Source organism: Dokdonia sp. Hel_I_53 (genome assembly GCF_007827465.1).
In the GTDB taxonomy this organism is placed as follows: Bacteria; Bacteroidota; Bacteroidia; order Flavobacteriales; family Flavobacteriaceae; genus Dokdonia.
Genome location: NZ_VISL01000001.1, coordinates 1,491,767 through 1,512,492, shown reverse-complemented (window position 1 = coordinate 1,512,492; position 20,726 = coordinate 1,491,767). Strand labels below are relative to the sequence as shown.

Genomic DNA, 20,726 nt, shown 5'->3' with positions numbered 1-20,726 from the left:
ATAAAACAGTAAATAACAGTAAATAACAGTAAATAATAATGAATATACCAGCAGATTTAAAATACACAAAAGACCACGAATGGGTACGTATAGAAGGTGATACAGCTACCGTGGGCATCACAGATTTTGCACAAGGAGAATTAGGAGATATTGTATATGTAGAGGTTGAAACGGTAGATGAAACTTTAGATAAAGATGAAGTTTTTGGAACTGTTGAAGCTGTAAAAACAGTGTCAGACCTTTTCTTGCCGCTTACTGGAGAGATTATCTCTTTTAATGAATCATTAGAAGACGATCCAGAAACAGTAAATACAGACCCTTATGGAGCGGGATGGATGATAAAAATTAAATTTTCTGATGCTACAGAGGTAGAAGAGCTTCTAAGCGCACAAGCTTATGGAGAGCTCGTGGGTGCGTAAAGGTATAGCGATCGTTACAATAGTATATACGATTGCACTTACAGTAGGATCATTGATAAAACCTGTAGTGATAAAGGCAAGTTTTAGCCATGTAGACAAATTAATACATCTATGTGCTTATCTAGGACTCGCATTTTTATGGATGTCTTTTTATCAATTACAAAAACGATCTTTTACTCCAGAAGTAAATTTTAGTAAAATTCACTTCGTAATTGCTGTAATGATTATAGTTTACGGTATAATTATTGAGGTATTACAAGGTGGAATTACAAATTACAGAACCCCTGATGTATGGGATGTGCTTGCAAATACCATTGGGGTGTTTATAGGTAGTTTGATTTTTGTAATCATTTTTAAAAATTTTAAGAGGTTAAAATCGATAAATTAGTTTCGGAAACGATATTTATTTCGTTAATTTAGCTTCTGTTAACACATTTAATATGGAACCCAAAAAAAATCCAAAAGCAGATCTTCGCAAGAATAGTGTACTATTTTTTCAAATAGGTCTGATTTTAATCCTCTTATTGACATATGTCACTATAGAGTGGAAGACGTACGATCGTACAGCTATTGATTTAGGTCAACTTAATGTTGATGACGATTTAGATGATGAAATTCCAATTACGGAGTTAAACACACCACCACCTCCACCACCACCTCCACCACCACCAGCACCAGAAATTATTGAAGTGGTAGAAGATGAGGAGGAAATAGAAGAGACTATTATTGAGTCTACAGAAACAGACTCTGATGAAAAGATTGTTGAGGTAGAGGAAGTTGAAGTAATTGAAGAAGAAGAAGAAATTGCAGATGTACCTTTTGCAGTAATTGAAAACGTACCAATTTTTCCAGGGTGTGAGGGTGAAACCAATAACAATGCTCGTAAAGCATGTATGTCTGAGAAGGTTAGCAAGCTAGTAAATAAAAAATTTAATACAGAACTAGGTAGTGACTTAGGTCTTTCTGGAATAAATAGAATATTTGTAAGCTTCAAAATTGATAAAAACGGAAATATCACAAATATCAGATCAAGAGCACCGCATCCAAGACTTGCGACTGAGGCTGAACGTGTAATTAACTTACTGCCTACAATGACACCAGGTAAACAACGTGGTAAAGCAGTAGGAGTTTTATATTCATTGCCTATTACGTTTAAAGTAGAAGACTAATTAAATATAATCTTGTACTAAAATTTAAAACCCATTTCTCTTAGAGAAGTGGGTTTTCTCTATTTAAGACCTTTTGAGAAAAAATAAAGGGTTGCCGTATGTATGGCAACCCTTTTTTGGCTCACTTGTTGATTCGTTTTAAGAATTGTTCAACATTTTAAAACTATATCTTATGAGAAAATCACAAGAAAGTAAAGCTGTTCGCCAAAACAGCATTTACACATCAACAAGCAAACGCGCTGTAAATTTACGAAGAAACCCTACCCTTCATTTTCAAATTGGGTTAATCTTAGCACTTTTAACAGCCATCTTCCTTATTGAGATGCGTATGCCGCAAAAGGCTATCTTAGAGCCTAGAATGCCTGATCCTGTAGAAGAAATTTTTACCATAGATCAAGTGCAGGTAGAAAGGGAGGTCCTTAAAGCCCAAAAATTTCAAAAGTCAAAACGTCCAGAAACATCAAAGGTGTTAGATAAAGATCCAAAAATCACCGATGATCTATTTATGGTTGATAGTCCTATTGATTTTATGGATCCCACAGATGAACCTATGGTTGAACCTGGTATGGTAGATTTTATTGGTAAACTAGATGAGTCGGAGCCAGAAACAACCATTTTTTCTTTAGTCGAGCAGGTTCCATTATTTCCTGGATGTGAAGGCCTGTCAGATAATAGAGAGCGTCGGGACTGTATGAGTAGTAAAATTTCAAAATTTGTCTCTAAACGCTTTAGAACAGAAAAAGGAGAAGGTCTTGGGCTAGAGGGAGCTAATAGGATTTTTGTTACTTTTAAAATTAATGCGGAAGGTAAAGTGGTTGATGTCGTGGCAAGGGGGCCTCATAATAAATTGGAGGAAGAGGCTAAACGAGTGACTTCGTTACTTCCAGATATGATCGCAGGAAAACAAGGTGGTAAAAATGTCGAAGTTTTGTTTTCATTACCTATTAATTTCAAAATACAAGAGTAGCCTTATAGAATATAAATACGCTTAATCCCGTTATGAAAGTAGCGGGATATTTTAGGCTAAAAATGCTATCTTTCGCTTTATATTTAATCTTTCTTTATGAGAAATAAGGTGGCCGCTTTTCTGTTTTTAATAAGTGTATTAAGTAATGCACAAGTAGTGTTAAGCGACTTTGAAAAATACCCTGTATTTCAAGAGTGTAAAGACGCTTCTATAAATAGATTACCAGACTGCTTTAATCAAACAATTGTTGATTTTATAACTAAAAATCTCAAAGTTCCAGACAAAGTATTTCAAGAGCAGTTCGAAGGAAAAATAGTTTTATTATTTGAAGTGACAAGAGAAGGTAAATTTAGACTATTATATACAGATGCGATATATAAAGAACTCAAAATAGCTGCACAAGAAGTATTTGATTTACTCCCAGTTATCGAGCCAGCGACCTATAATAGCGAAGCTACGTATATGCAATTTAGTTTACCTGTGTTGCTGCCGCTTTCGCGAAATAAGATTGAGTCAAACCTTATGGAAAGTACTGGTGCTTCTCCGAGACTCAATAAACCAGATGTAAATGCTACCGAAAACAAATTACAGACAGAGTATGATCGTATTCAGAATAAAATTTTCGATTTAAAGAATGAATCTAAAAGTCATTTAAATATTCCTTTATCACATCAAATCTATAGTCGTTTTGATCAGGAATTAAACAGTGTAGGTGTAAACACACATACAGCAAGTAAACCCTTCTTATATAGCTCGGTAGATCCTTATTATGATTTTACAGAAAAAGCAGCAATACTCAGAAAACCAAAAACTACATGGCTAGGTAGAAAATGGTACAATGAGCATATGGTGCAAATTCAAGGAGATAATTATTGGATCACTCTTGATCCAGCTGCAGATCTACAATTGGGCTACGAAACAGATGAGTTAAAGAAAAACTCTTTCACTTACAACAATACCAGAGCCGTATTTGTGCAAGGTGGTTTAGGAAAAAAAATAAATTTCTTTGCAGCTGTTTATGAAAGCCAAGGTCGTTTTGCACAATACTATAACGATATTATAAGGTCATTGCGTCCAGATGGTGGTAATCCAGGTATCGTCCCAGGTAGAGGTATTGCAAAAGAAGGTAGAAAAGGTGATTTTGATTACCCCACTGCCGAGGGATATATTTCTTACACACCTAATGAATTTTTTAATGTACAATTAGGTCACGGAAAACAATTTGTAGGAGATGGCTACAGGTCATTATTACTCAGTGATAATACAAGTTATTTTCCTTACTTAAAATTAAATACAAAGTTTTGGAAAATAAAGTACACAAACACGTGGACATCTTTAAGAGATGTAAGACCGGAGGTAACCGCCGATGGTTCATTTAGAACAAAATACATGAGTAATCATTATTTGAGTTGGAATGTAAGCAAGAAGTTGAACCTTGGTTTCTTTGAGTCAGTGCTATGGGATGATGAAAATGATCGCGGCTTTGATTTCAATTATTTAAACCCCGTAATTTTTTATAGAGCGATCGAATTTTCTACAGGGTCAAGGGGTGGAAATGCATTGATTGGCTTGACAGGGAAGTATAAATTTAATAATCATTTGAACTTTTACGGTCAAATAGTTATTGATGAATTTTCAGGTAGTGATATCTTAGGATCAAATGGAAGTTACAAAAACAAACAAGGCTTTCAGTTTGGAGCAAAATATTACGATGCTTTTGGTGTACAAAACCTAACCCTGCAAGGTGAATATAATCAAGTAAGACCGTATGTGTATTCAAATAACGAAATCCAATTAAATTATGGTCATGCAAATCAGTCGTTAGCGCACCAATGGGGAGCTAATTTTAAAGAACTCATTGGGATTGCTAGATATGAGTACCATAGGTGGTATGGGAGTGCAAAAGTTATTTTTGGAACACGGGGGTTTGAGATTGGGGACATAAATGATGTGTATTACGGAGGAAGTATTTATGGAAGTGATGAAAATCGCCCCTCTGATAACGGCATCGATTTTTTTCAGGGTAACAAAGTAAAATCCTTTCATGCAGATCTAGAAATGGGCTACCTAATAAATCCAGCCACAAATCTAAAAGTGTATATAAACCCAATATTTAGAGATTTCAAATCTGAAATTCAAGATGTTCAAACATTTGATACTAATACTCTATGGGTAAATATCGGATTTAGAACAGATTTGTTTAATTGGTATTATGATTATTAAATCATTTTACACTTAACTCTAAAGTAGTATACTACTCTCTCCGTTAGATTAAATATTCTATACTAAATTCTCGGTTAATACTAACTTGTCTTACAATCCGTTCTATCTATGGAACACTACTACTTTATTTTATTTTTAATCGATGTTATCCAAAAGAGTTTTAATTAGGGTAGTGGTATTTCTTTGCTTTTTTTCTTGCGAAGAAAAGAATTGTAGTAATACCCAGAGTAATTTCATTTTATCCAAAAATGTTTATAGCAGTAAAGCTTATCAAGCCGAGTTATATCGTTTGATAAAAGAAAGTCCAGAAGTAGATTATTATTATGAGATGCGCGAAGAGATATTTGGTCAAGATTATTTAGTTGTAAATGCTTATGGAAGTTCGTTTTGCGGTAAGCTATGTCTAGTTATCTCCGAAAAAGATGCTGTAAAAATAAAAATTGACTCTTCTAAAGGATATCAAGGAGCACAACTTATAGGGCTCAAATTTAAAAAGCAAGCATCAGATTACGGTTGGTCAGGGCTTGTTTATGATTCGATAGAATATGTTGTGGAGTAGCTTTTTTTCTAATAAAATGAACCTATATGCCATAGAATCCCAGATGGATCGTGTAAGAAAAATTCTCGGCCCCAATCTTTTTTAACGATTTCTGAAATCCGAACTCCTTTAAATAGTGATGGTAAATCGAGCACTTTAAGTTTTGCTAGATATTCATCAAGTTCTATTACCTCTAGAAATATCATGCTATTGTCTATCCAATCTTTTACATAGGCATCTTGTAAATAAAAAGAACAGTTTTTTAATTTAAAAATTGACATATCTCTAGAAATGACTTTTTCTTCAAAACCGATAGTATTATAAAAGGCTCTAGAAGTTTTATAATCGCGAGCGCCAATAAAAGGGCGTATAGAGCCAACTGTTAAATTCATAATATTAGCTTTTTTTCAAAGATTCATTAAGGCTTTTATATACGGTGCGTCTAAATTTTTCGCCAGAGATAAAATCGTTTTTAGTTTCTTTATCTGTAAAATAAGCTTCTGTTAATGACTTGTCTGCTGCAACTTGATCTTCTGTCTGGCCATTACTTATAGCTTTAGAGATAGTATCTGAAACGGCTTCGAGCATATCGTGATATTTTTGATAATCACCTTTTGTGGCTAGGTCTCCATGACCAGGAATTATTTTTGTAGTATCATTTATAAGCATTAACCCTTTTTTTGCAGCAACGATAGCCCCTGTAATGCTTCCGCCACTAGCAAGATCTATGTAAGGAAATCTACCATTAAAAAAAGTATCACCCGTGTGTAGTACATTGCTTTGTGCAAAGTAAACAAGTGCATCTCCATCTGTATGTGCATTGTGCACATGAGTAAGAAAAATGTCATCACCGTTTTGATAAAAAGTTGCATCCTTGCTAAAGGTTATAATCGGTAGTCCAGCTTCTGATGTGTCATCATTATTGGATAATCTTTCTCGTACATTATCATGAGCTATAATGATTGCCCCACTAGATTCAAAATTTGCATTCCCTCCAGAATGATCTCCATGAAAATGTGTATTTATAAGAAACTTAACAGGCAGGTCTGAAACGTTACTAATAGCAGCCATGATTTTATTACTTAAAGGAGCAAATTGATCGTCAATCATAAATACACCATCTTTACCTGTAGAAATTGCAATATTTCCACCTGCACCTTTTAGCATGAAAATGTGATCAGTAACCCTCTCTGTGGTTATTTCTATAGCATCAAAACGTCCCTGAGCAGAGATAATAGATGTCAAAAGTATTGCTGAAATCAAAAATAAATATTTCATATTATAACCTTTTATTGTGATAAGAATCTAAGTTAGGAGTTGCGCTTTCGCGAAAGCGTTATTTTAACACGACCTTATCATTTACTTTCAATTTTTATGAGTTGTACACATTGCTTTTGGGCAGTATCTTTGCACGACTTAAAAAAATCTTAAAATATCTGTTTTTGAGCGACGTGGCTGTTCATACACAAACTTATTCTAGCTGGTACGATTTCAAAGAAATCACAAAGATGCGCTTGTCTATAAGTGTCGTATTTTCTAGTGTTGCTGGATACTTTCTTGCAGCAGAACACATAGACTGGTTTATTGTCTTCCTGCTTGCAGTAGGAGGGTATTTTATGGTTGGAGCGTCTAATGCATATAATCAAGTGCTAGAGAGAGATCTTGATGCTTTGATGGACCGAACAAAAAACAGGCCAGTTGCTTCCGGGAGGATGTCTGTGACAATGGCTTTGACAATTGCAATTGGATTTACTTTATTGGGATTAGGCACTTTATGGTATATCAATCCTCAGACAGCCATGTTTGGAGGAATCTCTATATTTATGTACGTGTTATTGTATACACCTCTCAAAACAAAAACACCACTTTCTGTTTTTGTGGGTGCCTTTCCTGGAGCGATTCCATACATGCTGGGATGGGTAGCAGCAACTAATAACTTTGGTATAGAGCCAGGCACATTGTTTATGATTCAATTTTTCTGGCAATTCCCACATTTTTGGGCAATTGGGTGGTTTTTGTATGATGATTATAAAAAGGGAGGTTTTGCAATGTTACCCACAGGTAAACGTGATACGGGTACTGCACTCCAGATAGTATTATACACCATATGGACAGTCTTAATATCTATCGTTCCAGCATTTGGAGTAACGGGGTCCTTATTTTTATCTCCAATATCTGCTGTTATAGTGGGGGCTTTAGGTTTATTTATGTTGTATTGGGCTATAAAGTTATATCAAAATCGTGACGCTAAAACAGCAAAAAGGTTAATGCTTTCAAGTGTAACCTATATTACTTTATTACAAATAGTTTTTGTGGTAGATAAATTTTTGAGATAGTATGGATTATACCAAAGGAGGAGAAAAACTAAAACAAGACCGAGCTAAAAAGCAAATGCTTTGGTTTGGCATCATAAGTTTATGTATGACATTTGCTGGCCTCACGAGTGCTTATATCGTAAGTATGGAGCGTAGAGACTGGTTAGAAAATTATGATTTTCCTGTTGCTTTAATCATCTCTACATTACTAATTTTGGTGAGTAGTGTTACTATACATTTAGCAAAAAATGCAATCATATCAGGAAAGTCTCAATTAGGTACTGGATTACTAGTAGTTACAATAGCATTAGGGATAGGTTTTGTAGTATCACAATTTGCTGGATTTTCAGCTTTTCAAGAGCAGGGCTATTATTTTACCGGTGCTTCTAGTAATATCACTACGACATTTTTATTTCTAATTATTGCAGTACATATAGCACATGTAATTGCAGGTTTTATATCCTTATTAGTTATTCTTATCAATCAATTAAGAGGTAAGTATACCCCCACAGATTATTTAGGTTTATCCTTAGGAGTAACATTTTGGCATTTTTTAGATCTATTATGGGTATTCCTTTTTGTGTTATTATATGTGACAAAATAGTGGTAATCACAATGTAGTAGAGCCATCTATATTATTTTTGAGAAAGAGAAAAAATTATGGAGAGAAGTTTGCTTTCGCGAAAGCGTATCTAAAACCATTATAAATCGGCATTCAAGTATTGAAAGCCGAGTATAAAATACTTATTTTTGCAACCATTAAATTAACCAATTCCAACGAATGGACACAACTGTGACACACAACAACGCTGAGGAAAACACCTGGGGTGGTGGTAACGAGCCACTTAGATCAAGCTATGGAAAGATGATGATGTGGTTTTTCATCGTTTCTGATGCATTGACCTTTTCTGGCTTTCTAGCCGCTTACGGTTTTTCAAGATTTAAATTTATAGATGCTTGGCCTATTGCAGACGAAGTATTTACGCACGTGCCATTTATTCACGGGAATTTCCCGATGATTTATGTGGCATTTATGACGTTTGTACTTATTATGTCTTCTGTAACGATGGTTCTTGCAGTAGATGCAGGACATCACTTAAAACATAAAAGCGTTGCTTTTTATATGTTTTTAACGATTATAGGAGGTATTATCTTCGTTGGATCACAAGGATGGGAGTGGGCTACTTTTATTAAAGGAGATTATGGTGCTGTAGAAACAAAAGGAGGAAAAATTCTACAATTTGTAGATACAGATGGTAAACGCATGGCACTTGCAGATTTTGCAATTCCTGCTGTAGGTGAGCGCGAGCAGCATTTGAGTAAGAATGGTGTTTGGTATGATGAAGAGGCCACGCCAACAACTTATTCTATTGAAGAAGTTAAAGCTGGTTTTGTTGCTACTCCTAATGCATTGATACGTATACAAACACTCACAGATGAAGGTGAGAAAACAGTGCTTTCTAGAGAGGCTTCGTTAGAAAAACTAGCCAAAGATGGATTGTTAGTTGTAGAAGGTGCAAACTTGAGACATAATGAATATGGCGCACCACTATTTGCAGATTTCTTTTTCTTTATCACAGGTTTCCACGGTTTTCACGTGTTTTCTGGAATATTAATTAATATAATAATATTCTTTAATGTGGTTCTAGGAACATATGAGCGAAGAGGACATTATGAGATGGTTGAAAAAGTAGGGTTGTACTGGCACTTTGTAGATCTTGTTTGGGTATTTGTATTTACCTTTTTCTACCTAGTATAATTCCATAAGACCTAGCGACATCGCTACAATTAAAACAGATATAGTTTTTTGAAAACTAAATAAGATTAAAATGGCACACGAACATAAACTTGCAATTTTTAGAGGGACTTTAAAATTTAAGAATAATACTCAAAAAATATGGGGTGTTCTTATATTCCTTACACTAGTTACAGCAATTGAAGTTGTATTAGGTATTTATAAGCCAGCGTTTCTACTAGAAACAACTTTTATAAGAATGAAACTCCTTAACTGGGTGTTTATCATCCTTACAATCGTAAAAGCCTATTATATTACGTGGGATTTTATGCACATGCGAGATGAAGTAAAAGGGTTGCGTAGAGCAGTAGTCTGGACAGCTATCTTTTTGATATGCTACCTAGTATTTATATTACTTACAGAGGGTGATTATATTTTTGACGTGTATAATACAGGGTTTCAAAGTTGGGACTTTTAATTAAATAGTAAAGCGGCTTTAGAGCCGCTTTTTTTATACAACTGTTTTAGAACCAAATTAACACTGGGTGCTTATCCAATGATTTCACAAATATTGAAATCATTACAATAAGATTTAGGTATTGAGATTTATCTTTGCAGTCTATGAAAAAGAAATTAGTTCTTATATCTCTTTTTGTGTTGCCTATAGTAGCTTATCTCTTTTTTGCTTCTGGTATCTACAATTTTGCAAACTTACCGCTACTCAATGAAAAGGTAATGGATATACAGCATTTTGAGTCACAAGAATACAATGTAGGCCCCACAGCAGACACTGCACTTACGTTTGATAATCACATCACACTTGTTGGTTATTTAGGTGATGGTCTTAAGACAAATCCTGGTTATACAGCAAATTTGAATTTAATGATCTTCAAATATTTTGAACGCTATGACGATTTTCAATTAGTGTTATTTGTTAATGAGGGTAGTGAACAGGTTCTTAAAGCACTCGAAGAAGAGCTATCAAGAATATTTGACACTTCAAAGATGAGGTTTATCATAGCAAACAAAACACAAGTTGCAAAGCACTTCCAAAGTTTAGATACAGGCCTCACATTAATGTCAGATGGTGGGCATCCAGATGTATTTGTAATTGATAAAAATCTTTCACTACGTTCTGGTCATCAAGAGAAAAAAGCTAATAAATTTGGGTACGACTTTACACAAGCTGTAGAGATGGGATACCTTAAAGATGATGTAAAAATATTATTAGCTGAGTATAGATTAGCGTTAAAAAAGAACAACAACGCGAGCCCTAAAATAGAGCAGCGTAGATCAACTAGCAAATAGGTGATGAGAAAAAATACTTACATAGGTATAGCAGCTATTGTTCTCATTTTTGGAATCATAGTACTGCCTAAAATATATCAAAGAATTATAAATGATGATATATCCCGTGGAGGACGTATGCATCAAGAAGGCGGTGAGTTAATTAATAATGCACCAGATGGGCTAGTGTATATTAATCAAAATGGCATTGATAGAAAAGTACCTGATTTCGAGTTTTTAAATCAAGATCGAGATACCATTTCAAACCTTGACTATAAAGGAAAAGTATATCTGGTAGAATTTTTCTTCACGAGGTGTACAGATATTTGTATACCCATGAGTCATAATCTAAAGTCTATATCAAAAAAATTTGAGGGAAGAAATGACTTCGGGATTGCTAGCTTCTCCATAGATCCAGAACATGATACTCCAGCTGTTCTTAAAGCATACAAGAAAAGTTACGACGTAACAAACCCTAACTGGCATTTTATGACAGGGGACCGTGCTCAAATAAGAAAACTCTCTAATGAAGGTTTTTATCTTGCTACAAATGAAGAGGGAGATGAAAAAGATTTATACCATTCAGGTTTATTTGCGCTTATTGATAAAAATGGATTTATTAGATCTAGATTAGATCCTTACGGTAATCCAAAGCCCTATTATAGAGGTTTCGTACCTATGGATGCCCAGGTGCCAGAAGGAGGTGAAACCTCAGAAATTGATATTTTAGTAGAAGATATTCAAAAATTACTTCAATAATTATGAGCACGCTGTCAGATACAGAGAAGAGATACAAAATATGGATAATAGTATTATCTGTTGTTATTCCCGTGGCAGTTGCCGCATTATTTACAATAAAACTGAAAGATTTTGGTTTTGATGTAGAACCTCTTAGTTTTTTGCCACCTATATATGCTGGAATAAATGGTCTCACAGCTATAGTCTTAATATTTGGTGTCATAGCTATAAAAAAAGGTAAAAGAAAAACACATGAGTATTTGATGAAAATTGCCATCACACTCTCAGTTCTTTTCCTACTAATGTATGTGGCATATCACATGACGTCAGACTCCACATCATTCGGTGGGGAGGGCTTGATACGCTATATTTATTTATTCATACTAATAAGCCACATTGCGCTATCTATAATCATCATACCTCTTGTACTCATTACTTATGTTAGAGCATTAGCACAACGTTTTGATAAGCACAGAAAAATAGCAAGAATTACTTTTCCTATTTGGCTCTATGTTGCGATTACTGGAGTGGTGGTGTACTTAATGATTTCTCCATATTACGTGTAAGAAATGAAAAATTTGAGGCTGCTCTTATTTGTGTTTTTATTTTTCGCTTTCGCGAAAGCGAACGTATATGCAACAACAACCTCTACAACACAATGCGCGATGTGTCGTGCAGTGCTAGAATCTGAGGAAGATAACAGTACAGCCAAAGGCATTAATAACGGAATCAAATATTTAATGATCATTCCTTATATCTTAGTAGGAGGTGTTTTTTATTTTGTCTATAAATCTAAAACAAAATCTAACCAAGGTGAATTATAAGGCGATTATAGTGACAAAGTAATTTAGTAAGAAAGTAGTCATCATTTCACATTTACTGGAAGTTGTTTAACAAAAAATTGGCGATAGCCTAACTTTACCTATGCTTAATTTGTGAGTCCAAATTTTTGAGACTTCTAAATTTTAAGCTATGAAGAAATTTTTTACAGTGGTATTTTCAATTTGTGCACTGTCAGTTTTTAGTCAAAACCCTACTAACAAAGCACCTAAAGATGTTACTGTTTCAGGGAAGGTGTTAGAGGCAGAAGTAAATACTCCTATGGAGTACGCTACTGTATCATTTACAAATAGTGACGGGAAGATTGTAACTGGTGGAATCACAGATCCAAATGGAAGCTATGCTATAGAAGTTCCTGCTGGTATATATGACGTAAAGTTTGAATTTATTTCTTTTGAACCTAAAATACTCCGTGGACAACAATTATTTGAAAGCACAATACTACCTACACAAACGCTTTCTATAGATTCTCAATCTTTAGATGAAGTAGTTGTAAGAGCAGAAACCACAGAGGTTCAAGTAAGATTAGATAAAAAAATATATAATATAGGAAAAGACCTTACCACTAGTGGAGCTACTGTGAGTGATGCATTAAGTAATGTACCATCGGTTACAGTTGATGTAGATGGAGCGATAGCTTTGAGAGGAAATGGCAATGTGCGTATCTTAATTAACGGAAAACCTTCTGCTATTGCCGGATTTGGATCTACAGATGCTTTGCAGCAACTCCCTGCAGATGCTATTGAACGAGTAGAAGTGATTACATCGCCTTCTGCAAGATATGATGCAGAGGGTACAGCAGGTATCCTTAACATAATTTTGAAAAAAGAAAAGACTTTAGGTCTAAACGGATCAATCCAAACAAACATAGGAGATCCTCTTACATACGGTGTAACAGGAAACATTAATTTACGTACAGATAACTTTAATATTTTCAACACTACAGGCTATAGTAAACGTAAATCCCCAGGAAATTCCTTTGCTGAGAATACATTTTTTGAACTAGATGGAGACAATACGCGTACAGGAGCTATCGATCGAGTAATACGAGAAAAAAGAAATTTTGATAGAGAGCGTGGTGGGTTTAATACAAATCTAGGGATAGAATATTTTTTGAGCGATAAGACCTCTATAACCGGAAGTGTTTTTTTAAGACTTGGAGATAATCAATCCTCTACGGACAATATCACAGATGAATTTAATGCAACAAATGATCGTACCACATCAAGATCTCGTATAGAAACAGAGAATGAAGAAGATTTGAGTTATCAGTTTTCACTTAATTATGTAACTAAATTTGATAATGATGGCCATGAACTAACAGCTGCATTTCAATTTGCCCAAGATGAAGAAGAGGAGCTTTCTTATATAGATGAACGCATTATCTTTCCAGAGGATGCATTGCTGCCAGCAGAGAATATCGCTCAAATAGAAGATCAAACAGAATATTTGTCTCAAATTGATTATGTGTTGCCTATAGGGGAAAATGCACAATTTGAAGCTGGTTACAGAGGTAATCTAGAAAAAACCGTAACAGACTATACATTAGAGGAACAGTTTTTTACCGGAGGATCTTTTGTGAGAAATAATAATCTGAGTAATATTTTTACTTATGATGAAAATGTTCACGCACTTTACACCCAGTATGGGAATAAATTTGGGCAGTTTTCTTTCTTAGCTGGATTAAGGTATGAGAGTACGCAGCAAAAGGGTGAAGTAGATGCTGTAGTAGATCAAAATAATCTTGGTTTTGACCTCAATTTTGATAATACCTACGATGGGTTATTCCCAACGTTAAATCTAACATATGAATTAGGAGAACGAGAAAATGTAACTGTAGGATATAATCGTAGGATTAACAGACCTAGAGGATTTTTTGTTAATCCTTTCCCATCAAGGTCAAGCGAGGCAAACGTTTTCCAAGGAAATCCATCGCTACGTCCTGCATTTGCAAATGCATTTGATGTAGGGTATTTAAAACGTTGGAAAAAACTAACACTTACCTCATCTGTTTATTATCAAAATGAGACAGATTCTTTTGAGTTTATTCAAGAAGATACAGGGGAGGTAACATCTAATAATACTCCAATTATTAGAAGACTACCTATTAATTTGAGTACGAATGAGCGTATTGGTTTTGAGGCTGGTCTTTTGTATAATCCTAAAAAATGGTTGAGATTAAATGGAAGCTTTAACTTTTTTCAGTTCAAAACAGAAGGAGCTTTTAATGAGGTTGATTATGGTGCAAAAAACACTAGTTATTTTGCACGAGGAAGTGCAAAAGTGAGCTTACCTTATAAAATTGATTGGCAAACGACAGCTTTCTATAGAGGTCCTAGCAATAATGCACAAACAGAAACAGAAGGGTTATTATTTTTAAATATTGCTTTTAGCAAGGACATACTTAATGATAACGGTACAATAGGACTAAATGTTAGAGATGTATTTAACTCGGCTAAGAGAAGATCTTTTACAGACACTGTTCGATTTACAAGTGATAGTGAATTTCAGTGGAGAGTACGTTCCGTGAACTTGTCGTTCACCTATCGTTTTAACCAAAAGAAACAACGTCAACGAGGAGGTCGTTCTAATGATGGTGATGATAATGAGTTTGAAGGATAGTTTTTTTTAGTAATAAACTAGAAACCCCGTTACACATAGTGACGGGGCTTTTTATGCTTTCGCGAAAGCGCATTTATAATTACTTGTCAGATAAAATTAAAAGCTCACGGAGATTTTTCCTCTAAGGAAGAAGGGAACTCCAGGGGTAAAATGAATTTCTTCTACGCTTTGAGCCTCAGAAGCTAGTCTACTTTCTGTGGCAAATTGTGTTTCATTCCACTCGGTGTCAAATAGATTTTCAATAACGATACCATATGTCCAATTTCCTCTTCTGTAGTTAACATTCATATCTATGATAAAATAGCCTTCAGCAACGATAGAATTGTCTTCGTTTGCAGGTCTATCATCAATATAACGATAAGCTAATGATCCAGAAAATGCACCTAAATTTTCTATATTAATTCCTCCTACTGCAGTGAAGTCTGGAGCAAGTGGGATAAAATCTTCTCCATCAGGTTCATCAACACTTCTGGCGTGTGTATAGTTAATATCTGAATAAGCATACAACCAATCATTAAATTGATATCTGGCACCAAACTCTACTCCTAATCTTCTAGACTTACCGCTAGGCTCTACTATACCAGCATCTCCCACATATACAAATTCTTGATCTAAGTGTAAATTCCAAACTGCTGCGTTAAGTACTAAACGGTCTACGGGTTTTAAAATAGTACCTATATCCAGACCATACGCAGCAGGTAAGATATCTTCACCTTCATTTGCAACTACCACGCGGGTGTCATTTGAATGAAATCCTATTCCTGATTTAACGAAATACTGAACTTTACTAGATGGAGAATAAATAATATTAAATTTAGGGCTTGCAGCGACCTTACTCTCACTCCTATGATCATATAATGTGCTTAGTGCATTTATATAATCAAATTTAAAATAGTCTACTCTAAGCGATGGGTTGAATTTCCAATCACCCATATTAAAATCAATATTAAAGAATCCAAAGCCATTAAGCTCATCTACATCCCCCAGAGATAGATACTCTAAAGTCTCTTTTCTATTTTTTGTACGGGACAATTCAACATCATTTACATCGTCATATCGCAATCCTACTCCGGTATTATAATCAACATCAAAGTTTCCTAAGGTTAGATTTTTTCTTTCAAAAACGCTACTTACACCCATTAATACTCTGTCTTCTTTTTGTCTAATTTGATCACCATTGATTGGGTCTTCTAAAAAGAAAGTAAAATTGGAATATAACTCAAAATCATATTTTGATAAAAAAGCAGCGGTTTTAAAAGAGTTATGATCATTAATGTTTTTAGAATAATCTATACTCAAGTTACTCCTACTTGTAAAACCTCCTTCTGTATCGTCTATGGCACCAAAACGGCTTATAAGACCTGATGCTACAGCACGTTCTGGAATTTGACCAGATGCATCCCATTTACTCTGGAAATGCGAGAGTGTTACATCAAGTTCTTGTTCTCCAGGTATAGAATACACGTACTTACTCAATAAATTAAGCCTGTTAAAGTTTTGCGGTGATTCAAATGGACCATCTGTAAGTGTAATCTCTGATGCGAGATATAAAGAACTATTTGTTTTATTGAGAACTGGAAAAAGGCCTGCTAATCTTTTGCTATTAAATTGTCCTACTTCTAAAGTTATCAGATTCTCTTCTACAACATCTTTAAGCTTAAGATCTATGTATCCAGCAGTTGTAAAATTACCATGTTCTGCGTAAAAAGGTCCTTTGCCAAATTCAATATTCTGTATGGTTTCTGGGATTACAAAATGTAAGTCAGAATATCCTTGACCATGTGCATGGGAGACCATGTTAACAGGCAATCCATCTACACTTAGCGCTAGATCAGTACCATGATCAATGTCAAAGCCTCTCAAGAAAATTTGTTCTGCTTTCCCACCTCCGGCATGTTGGCCTATGATTAACCCAGGAACTTTTCTCAGTATTTCTTGAGATGATTTTACAGGGTTATTTTGCACATCAATGTCTACGATCTTACTCAATTGATTAACTTCAGAAACAAGTACAATTTGATCTAGTGAGAAAGATTTAGGCTCAAGCACTATTGTGAATGTCTTTTCTTCATCTCTATTAGTCAATACATAAATATGAGTTTCATACCCCAAGTTAGAAAAATACAAAGAATCTCCAGCATTTGTATTGTTGATGCTAAAAAAGCCAGTTGCATTTGTATGACTATGTTTTTCTGAATTTGTATTGAAGATAATTACATTTTCTAAAGGATTATTATTGTCATCCAGGACGTAACCTGTTACAGATTGGCCATATAAAGGCGCAGCGATAAGGAGCAATAAAGCTCCAATCATCATTTTCATAATTTAATATTTAATTAATTGTAACCATGCAAGGGCTTCTTTGATCATCTCAAGACGTGAGCTGATAAGGATAGAAGCCTAACAATTATAAAGGGTTCCTTAATTTAGGAACGAATGATTGCAAAATGAGGAATTTGCGGGGGAGGAATTGACTTTTTTATAAGCCATTGGTATTCAGAGACTCTATATCTCCAGTTATTTTTCCTTAAAACAAATAGTATATCTATTTTATCCTGATCAATTTCATTTGTGACAAACCTGTCAAACTTTAAACTTATAATTGACTCAGGTTGACCGTCTATCACACTTTGAATAGTTGGAGTAAATTTTAAAAGTGAAAGAACTTTATGTGAATGATCTACGGTTTTGTGAGAGTGATGGTGATGTGAATCATTACTCGATTGATGATGAATAATTGTGTGACTCAGCATATGCCCAAAATTGAAAAGCAAATCACTTAACCTTGGAAGAAGTACAAGTCCCACAATAATGAAAGTAACTGCAATAGTTTTTTTTGATATATGTGAAAATGGATTCAGTATTCAGAATATTGATGGGTTACTCAAAAATATACGTAATTGATAGGCTTGAGGTTCTTATTTATAATTTTTTTTGGAGTGTAGGTTTAAAATTGAAAATCAAATCAAATCAAATGTCTTTTAATCTCCTAATCAATTTTAAATATGTTCTTCGAGTTAATCACACTAGAGTCCGCTTTCGCGAAAGCGTAACCTCAATAAGAAAAAAATTATAATAAAATTTGTAACAATCTACACTTTGGGTAGTCATATTGACATCAACCAAGATTATGAAAAAATTACTTCTACTTTGTTTTATAGCTACAGTGTCGAGTGTAGCTTTTGGGCAACAGAAAAAATGGACGCTACAGGAATGCGTACAATATGCACTTGCAAACAATATAAGTATACAACAGACAGAATTAGATCTGGAAAGTGCAGCTATAGATAAATCTGATGCTGTGGGTAACTTTCTACCTAACCTTAATGGCTCTGCTAACAATAGTTGGCAAACTGGTCTTACTCAAAATGTGTTGACAGGTGTATTAGAAACACAGCAAACCCGTAACTCTTCTTTTTCTATAAGCTCAGGCGTTAGGATTATTAATGGTTTTAGAAACCATAAGGTACTTGATAGGGCAGAACTTTCTAGAATTGCCGCAGACTATAATATTTCAAAACTTAAAGATGATATTGCTTTAAATGTTGCAGTCGCTTACCTTCAAGTGCTATTAGCAAAGGAGAGTGCTAAAGTAGTAGTGTCTCAAAATGCGGTGACACAACAGCAAATTGAACGTACTCAAGAACTTGTAGAAGGCGGTGTTTTACCACGAGGAGATTTACTGGAGATAAAGGCAACAAACGCAAATGAAATACAGCGTATCGTATCTAGCGAGAATGCTGTACAAATAGGTTTGGTAAATTTGGCACAACTATTAAATTTAAAAGACTTTGCAAATTTTGATATCGCAGATGCAAATTATCAGGTGCGTGGCGAAGAAATTTTAAATACAGAGGCAGAAGTACTCATTGCTACTGCTAAGGACACCCGATATGATATCAAAATCGCCACTCAAAATGAGGAGATTGCACGTAAAGATTTAGAAATAAGTAAGACAGGTTTTTTTCCAACATTAGATGGTTTTTTCAACTATAATACAAGAGAGTCTAATAGAGACAGCGGTTTTGATGTGGTTATAGACCCAAATGAGCCTTTCGTTCAAGGAAATCCTATTGGAGTTACAGAAGGTGGTGAGGTTGTAAATAGCTTAGATCCTAATATAATAGGAGGCAACGCCATAGGACCATTACCGTTTTTTGAACAGCTTTATCTTAATGATGGTATTTCATATGGACTTTCTCTTAACGTACCTATTTTTAACGGATGGAGTACACGCAATCAAGTAAAACGAAGCGAGGTAAATGTGATGCGTTCAGAGTTTCAAAAAGAACTCGCAGAGCAAAACCTAAGAGTTGCTGTTTATCAAGCGTATACAGATGCTAAAGCAGCAAAGGAGAGTTATGAAGCTGCAAAAACTGCTCTTGAGTCCCAAGAACTTGCGTATCAATATGCGAAAGATCGCTATGATGTAGGACTTACAAATGCTTTCGATTTTAGCCAGAGCAAATTAAGATATGATAATGCTCAAATAGAACTAGCACGATCAAAATACGATTATATTTTCCGCATAAAGGTATTGGAGCTCTATTTTGGAGTTCCTGTAACCGAACTTAAATTCTAACCAAAATGAGTAAAAAAACATTATTTATAATATTAGGTATTGCTGTAATTCTAATCCTTGCGTTAATCGTAGGTAAAAAATCTGGAGCTTTTGGTAAATCTGGTAATTTTAAAGAAGTAGAAACAGCAAAACTTGAGCGGTCTACCATCGTAGAAACCGTTGCTGCAACAGGTAAAATTCAACCTGAGGTTGAGGTGAAGCTTTCTTCTGAAGTATCTGGTGAGATCATTGAACTGCCTATACGAGAAGGTCAGGATGTTCAAAAAGGTGATTTACTTGTAAAGATAAATCCTGACTTAGTACAAGCGGCAGTAAGCCAGAGTAGAGCTGCTTTACAAAACAGCCGAGCGGGTTTATCACAAGCAGAGGCGAGCCTAAACCAGGCGAAACTAACCTTTGAACGTAATAAGCCTTTATATGAAAAAGGGGTAATTTCAAAAGCAGACTTTGAGCGTGCACAATCAGATTTACAGATAGCACAGGCAAACCAACAAAGTGCTTATTATAATGTTAGAAGTGTTGCTGCTCAAGTAAAACAAGCTACAGATAATCTTGGAAGAACTTCTATTTTTGCGCCTAGAGATGGTACAATCTCTAAGCTTAATGTGGAGTTAGGTGAGCGAGTAGTAGGTACTGCCCAGATGGCAGGAACAGAAATTGTTCGAGTGGCAAATCTTCAAAATATGGAGGTTGAGGTTGATGTTAATGAAAATGATATTGTAAAAATACAAGTTGGAGACTCTACACTTGTGGAAGTAGATGCTTATTTAAAAAAGAAATTTACAGGTATCGTAACAGAAATCGCAAACTCTGCGGAGTCAACTTTAACAGCAGATCAAGTAACAAATTTTAAGGTAAAAGTGAGGATTCTTGAAGATTCTTACAAAGATTTACTAGAAGGTAAAAAAGCTTCTTATTCTCCATTCAGACCAGGAATGACTGCTACTGTAGATATTATTACAAAGAAGCGTCAAGATATTCTTGCAGCACCTATCAGTGCTATTGTAGTGAAGTCAGATACAAGTTCAACAAGAAGTGTTACACCTCAAATTGGATCTTCTGGCCTTGACAAAAAGTATGAATGCGTTTTTGTAAAAGATGGAGATGAAGCAAAATTGAGGGTAGTTACTACGGGAATTCAAGATGATTCTAATATAGAAATAGTGACTGGCTTAGAGGAAGGAGACTTTATCATTACAGGTCCTTATAGTACTGTAACAAAATCTCTAAAAACAGGAGATAAGATTGAAGTAAAAAGTGATGCTGTCATAATACCTGAGGAAGATTAGAA

General features: G+C 34.8%; 21 protein-coding genes. 17 read left to right on the top strand and 4 right to left on the bottom strand.

The window, feature by feature from the left end:
* Nucleotides 1-38: 38 nt before the first annotated feature.
* The 6 genes from gcvH to OD90_RS06855 all read left to right on the top strand — a co-directional run bounded on the left by gcvH (nt 39) and on the right by OD90_RS06855 (nt 5,337).
* A complete protein-coding gene (gene gcvH / locus OD90_RS06880) occupies nt 39-419 on the top strand; it encodes a glycine cleavage system protein GcvH (RefSeq protein ID WP_144668290.1) in 381 nt (126 codons plus the stop codon).
* Nucleotides 397-807 (top strand): VanZ family protein, encoded by a 411-nt coding sequence (locus OD90_RS06875; protein ID WP_144668288.1) that lies wholly within the window; start codon nt 397-399, stop codon nt 805-807. The genes gcvH and OD90_RS06875 overlap by 23 nt, the downstream gene beginning before the upstream one ends.
* A 52-nt stretch (nt 808-859) precedes the next feature.
* On the top strand, nt 860-1,588 hold the full coding sequence (locus OD90_RS06870; protein WP_144668286.1) for an energy transducer TonB: 729 nt from the start codon (nt 860-862) through the stop codon (nt 1,586-1,588).
* A 172-nt stretch (nt 1,589-1,760) separates the two neighbouring features.
* Complete coding sequence (locus tag OD90_RS06865; RefSeq protein WP_144668284.1) at nt 1,761-2,555, top strand: energy transducer TonB; 795 nt, start codon at nt 1,761-1,763, stop codon at nt 2,553-2,555.
* Nucleotides 2,556-2,651: 96 nt separating this feature from the next.
* Nucleotides 2,652-4,778: a gliding motility protein RemB gene (locus OD90_RS06860; protein ID WP_144668282.1), complete on the top strand. Its 2,127-nt coding sequence runs from the start codon at nt 2,652-2,654 to the stop codon at nt 4,776-4,778.
* A gap of 289 nt (nt 4,779-5,067) precedes the next feature.
* Nucleotides 5,068-5,337, top strand: a complete 270-nt coding sequence (locus OD90_RS06855; RefSeq protein WP_144668280.1) for a hypothetical protein — start codon at nt 5,068-5,070, stop codon at nt 5,335-5,337.
* An 8-nt stretch (nt 5,338-5,345) separates the two neighbouring features.
* Here OD90_RS06855 and OD90_RS06850 read toward each other — a convergent pair whose 3' ends face one another.
* Nucleotides 5,346-5,708 (bottom strand): glyoxalase, encoded by a 363-nt coding sequence (locus tag OD90_RS06850; RefSeq protein ID WP_144668278.1) that lies wholly within the window; start codon nt 5,706-5,708, stop codon nt 5,346-5,348.
* A 4-nt stretch (nt 5,709-5,712) separates the two neighbouring features.
* Nucleotides 5,713-6,594 carry an MBL fold metallo-hydrolase gene (locus OD90_RS06845; RefSeq protein WP_144668276.1) on the bottom strand — a complete coding sequence of 294 codons (882 nt, stop codon included), beginning with the start codon at nt 6,592-6,594 and terminating at the stop codon, nt 5,713-5,715.
* Nucleotides 6,595-6,758: 164 nt separating this feature from the next.
* On the opposite strand from OD90_RS06845, the gene cyoE reads away from it, so the two are divergent.
* From cyoE to OD90_RS06800, 9 genes are all read left to right on the top strand, one after another.
* Nucleotides 6,759-7,652 (top strand): heme o synthase, encoded by an 894-nt coding sequence (cyoE, locus tag OD90_RS06840; RefSeq protein ID WP_144668274.1) that lies wholly within the window; start codon nt 6,759-6,761, stop codon nt 7,650-7,652.
* Nucleotide 7,653: 1 nt separating this feature from the next.
* A complete protein-coding gene (locus OD90_RS06835; RefSeq protein ID WP_144668272.1) occupies nt 7,654-8,235 on the top strand; it encodes a heme-copper oxidase subunit III in 582 nt (193 codons plus the stop codon).
* A 177-nt stretch (nt 8,236-8,412) separates the two neighbouring features.
* Nucleotides 8,413-9,390, top strand: a complete 978-nt coding sequence (locus OD90_RS06830; RefSeq protein WP_144668270.1) for a cytochrome c oxidase subunit 3 — start codon at nt 8,413-8,415, stop codon at nt 9,388-9,390.
* 70 nt (nt 9,391-9,460) lie between these two features.
* Entirely contained in the window at nt 9,461-9,844 is a 384-nt protein-coding gene (locus OD90_RS06825) for a cytochrome C oxidase subunit IV family protein (RefSeq protein WP_144668268.1), read from the top strand.
* Nucleotides 9,845-9,987: 143 nt separating this feature from the next.
* On the top strand, nt 9,988-10,674 hold the full coding sequence (locus OD90_RS06820) for a hypothetical protein (RefSeq protein WP_144668266.1): 687 nt from the start codon (nt 9,988-9,990) through the stop codon (nt 10,672-10,674).
* 3 nt (nt 10,675-10,677) lie between these two features.
* Nucleotides 10,678-11,412 (top strand): SCO family protein, encoded by a 735-nt coding sequence (locus tag OD90_RS06815; protein ID WP_144668264.1) that lies wholly within the window; start codon nt 10,678-10,680, stop codon nt 11,410-11,412.
* 2 nt (nt 11,413-11,414) lie between these two features.
* Complete coding sequence (locus tag OD90_RS06810; RefSeq protein WP_144668262.1) at nt 11,415-11,957, top strand: DUF420 domain-containing protein; 543 nt, start codon at nt 11,415-11,417, stop codon at nt 11,955-11,957.
* Nucleotides 11,958-11,960: 3 nt separating this feature from the next.
* On the top strand, nt 11,961-12,215 hold the full coding sequence (locus OD90_RS06805; RefSeq protein ID WP_144668260.1) for a hypothetical protein: 255 nt from the start codon (nt 11,961-11,963) through the stop codon (nt 12,213-12,215).
* 148 nt (nt 12,216-12,363) lie between these two features.
* Nucleotides 12,364-14,853 carry an outer membrane beta-barrel family protein gene (locus OD90_RS06800; protein ID WP_144668258.1) on the top strand — a complete coding sequence of 830 codons (2,490 nt, stop codon included), beginning with the start codon at nt 12,364-12,366 and terminating at the stop codon, nt 14,851-14,853.
* Between the two features lie 96 nt (nt 14,854-14,949).
* On the opposite strand, the gene OD90_RS06795 is transcribed toward OD90_RS06800, so the two are convergent.
* Nucleotides 14,950-17,175 carry a TonB-dependent receptor gene (locus OD90_RS06795; protein ID WP_144668256.1) on the bottom strand — a complete coding sequence of 742 codons (2,226 nt, stop codon included), beginning with the start codon at nt 17,173-17,175 and terminating at the stop codon, nt 14,950-14,952.
* A 104-nt stretch (nt 17,176-17,279) separates the two neighbouring features.
* On the bottom strand, nt 17,280-17,606 hold the full coding sequence (locus OD90_RS06790) for a hypothetical protein (RefSeq protein ID WP_144668254.1): 327 nt from the start codon (nt 17,604-17,606) through the stop codon (nt 17,280-17,282).
* A gap of 377 nt (nt 17,607-17,983) precedes the next feature.
* Here OD90_RS06790 and OD90_RS06785 point away from each other — a divergent pair, with 377 nt between their 5' ends.
* Nucleotides 17,984-19,435, top strand: coding sequence for a TolC family protein (locus tag OD90_RS06785; protein ID WP_144668252.1), 1,452 nt, complete (start codon nt 17,984-17,986; stop codon nt 19,433-19,435).
* Between the two features lie 5 nt (nt 19,436-19,440).
* Nucleotides 19,441-20,724, top strand: a complete 1,284-nt coding sequence (locus OD90_RS06780; RefSeq protein WP_144668250.1) for an efflux RND transporter periplasmic adaptor subunit — start codon at nt 19,441-19,443, stop codon at nt 20,722-20,724.
* Nucleotides 20,725-20,726 lie beyond the last annotated feature (2 nt).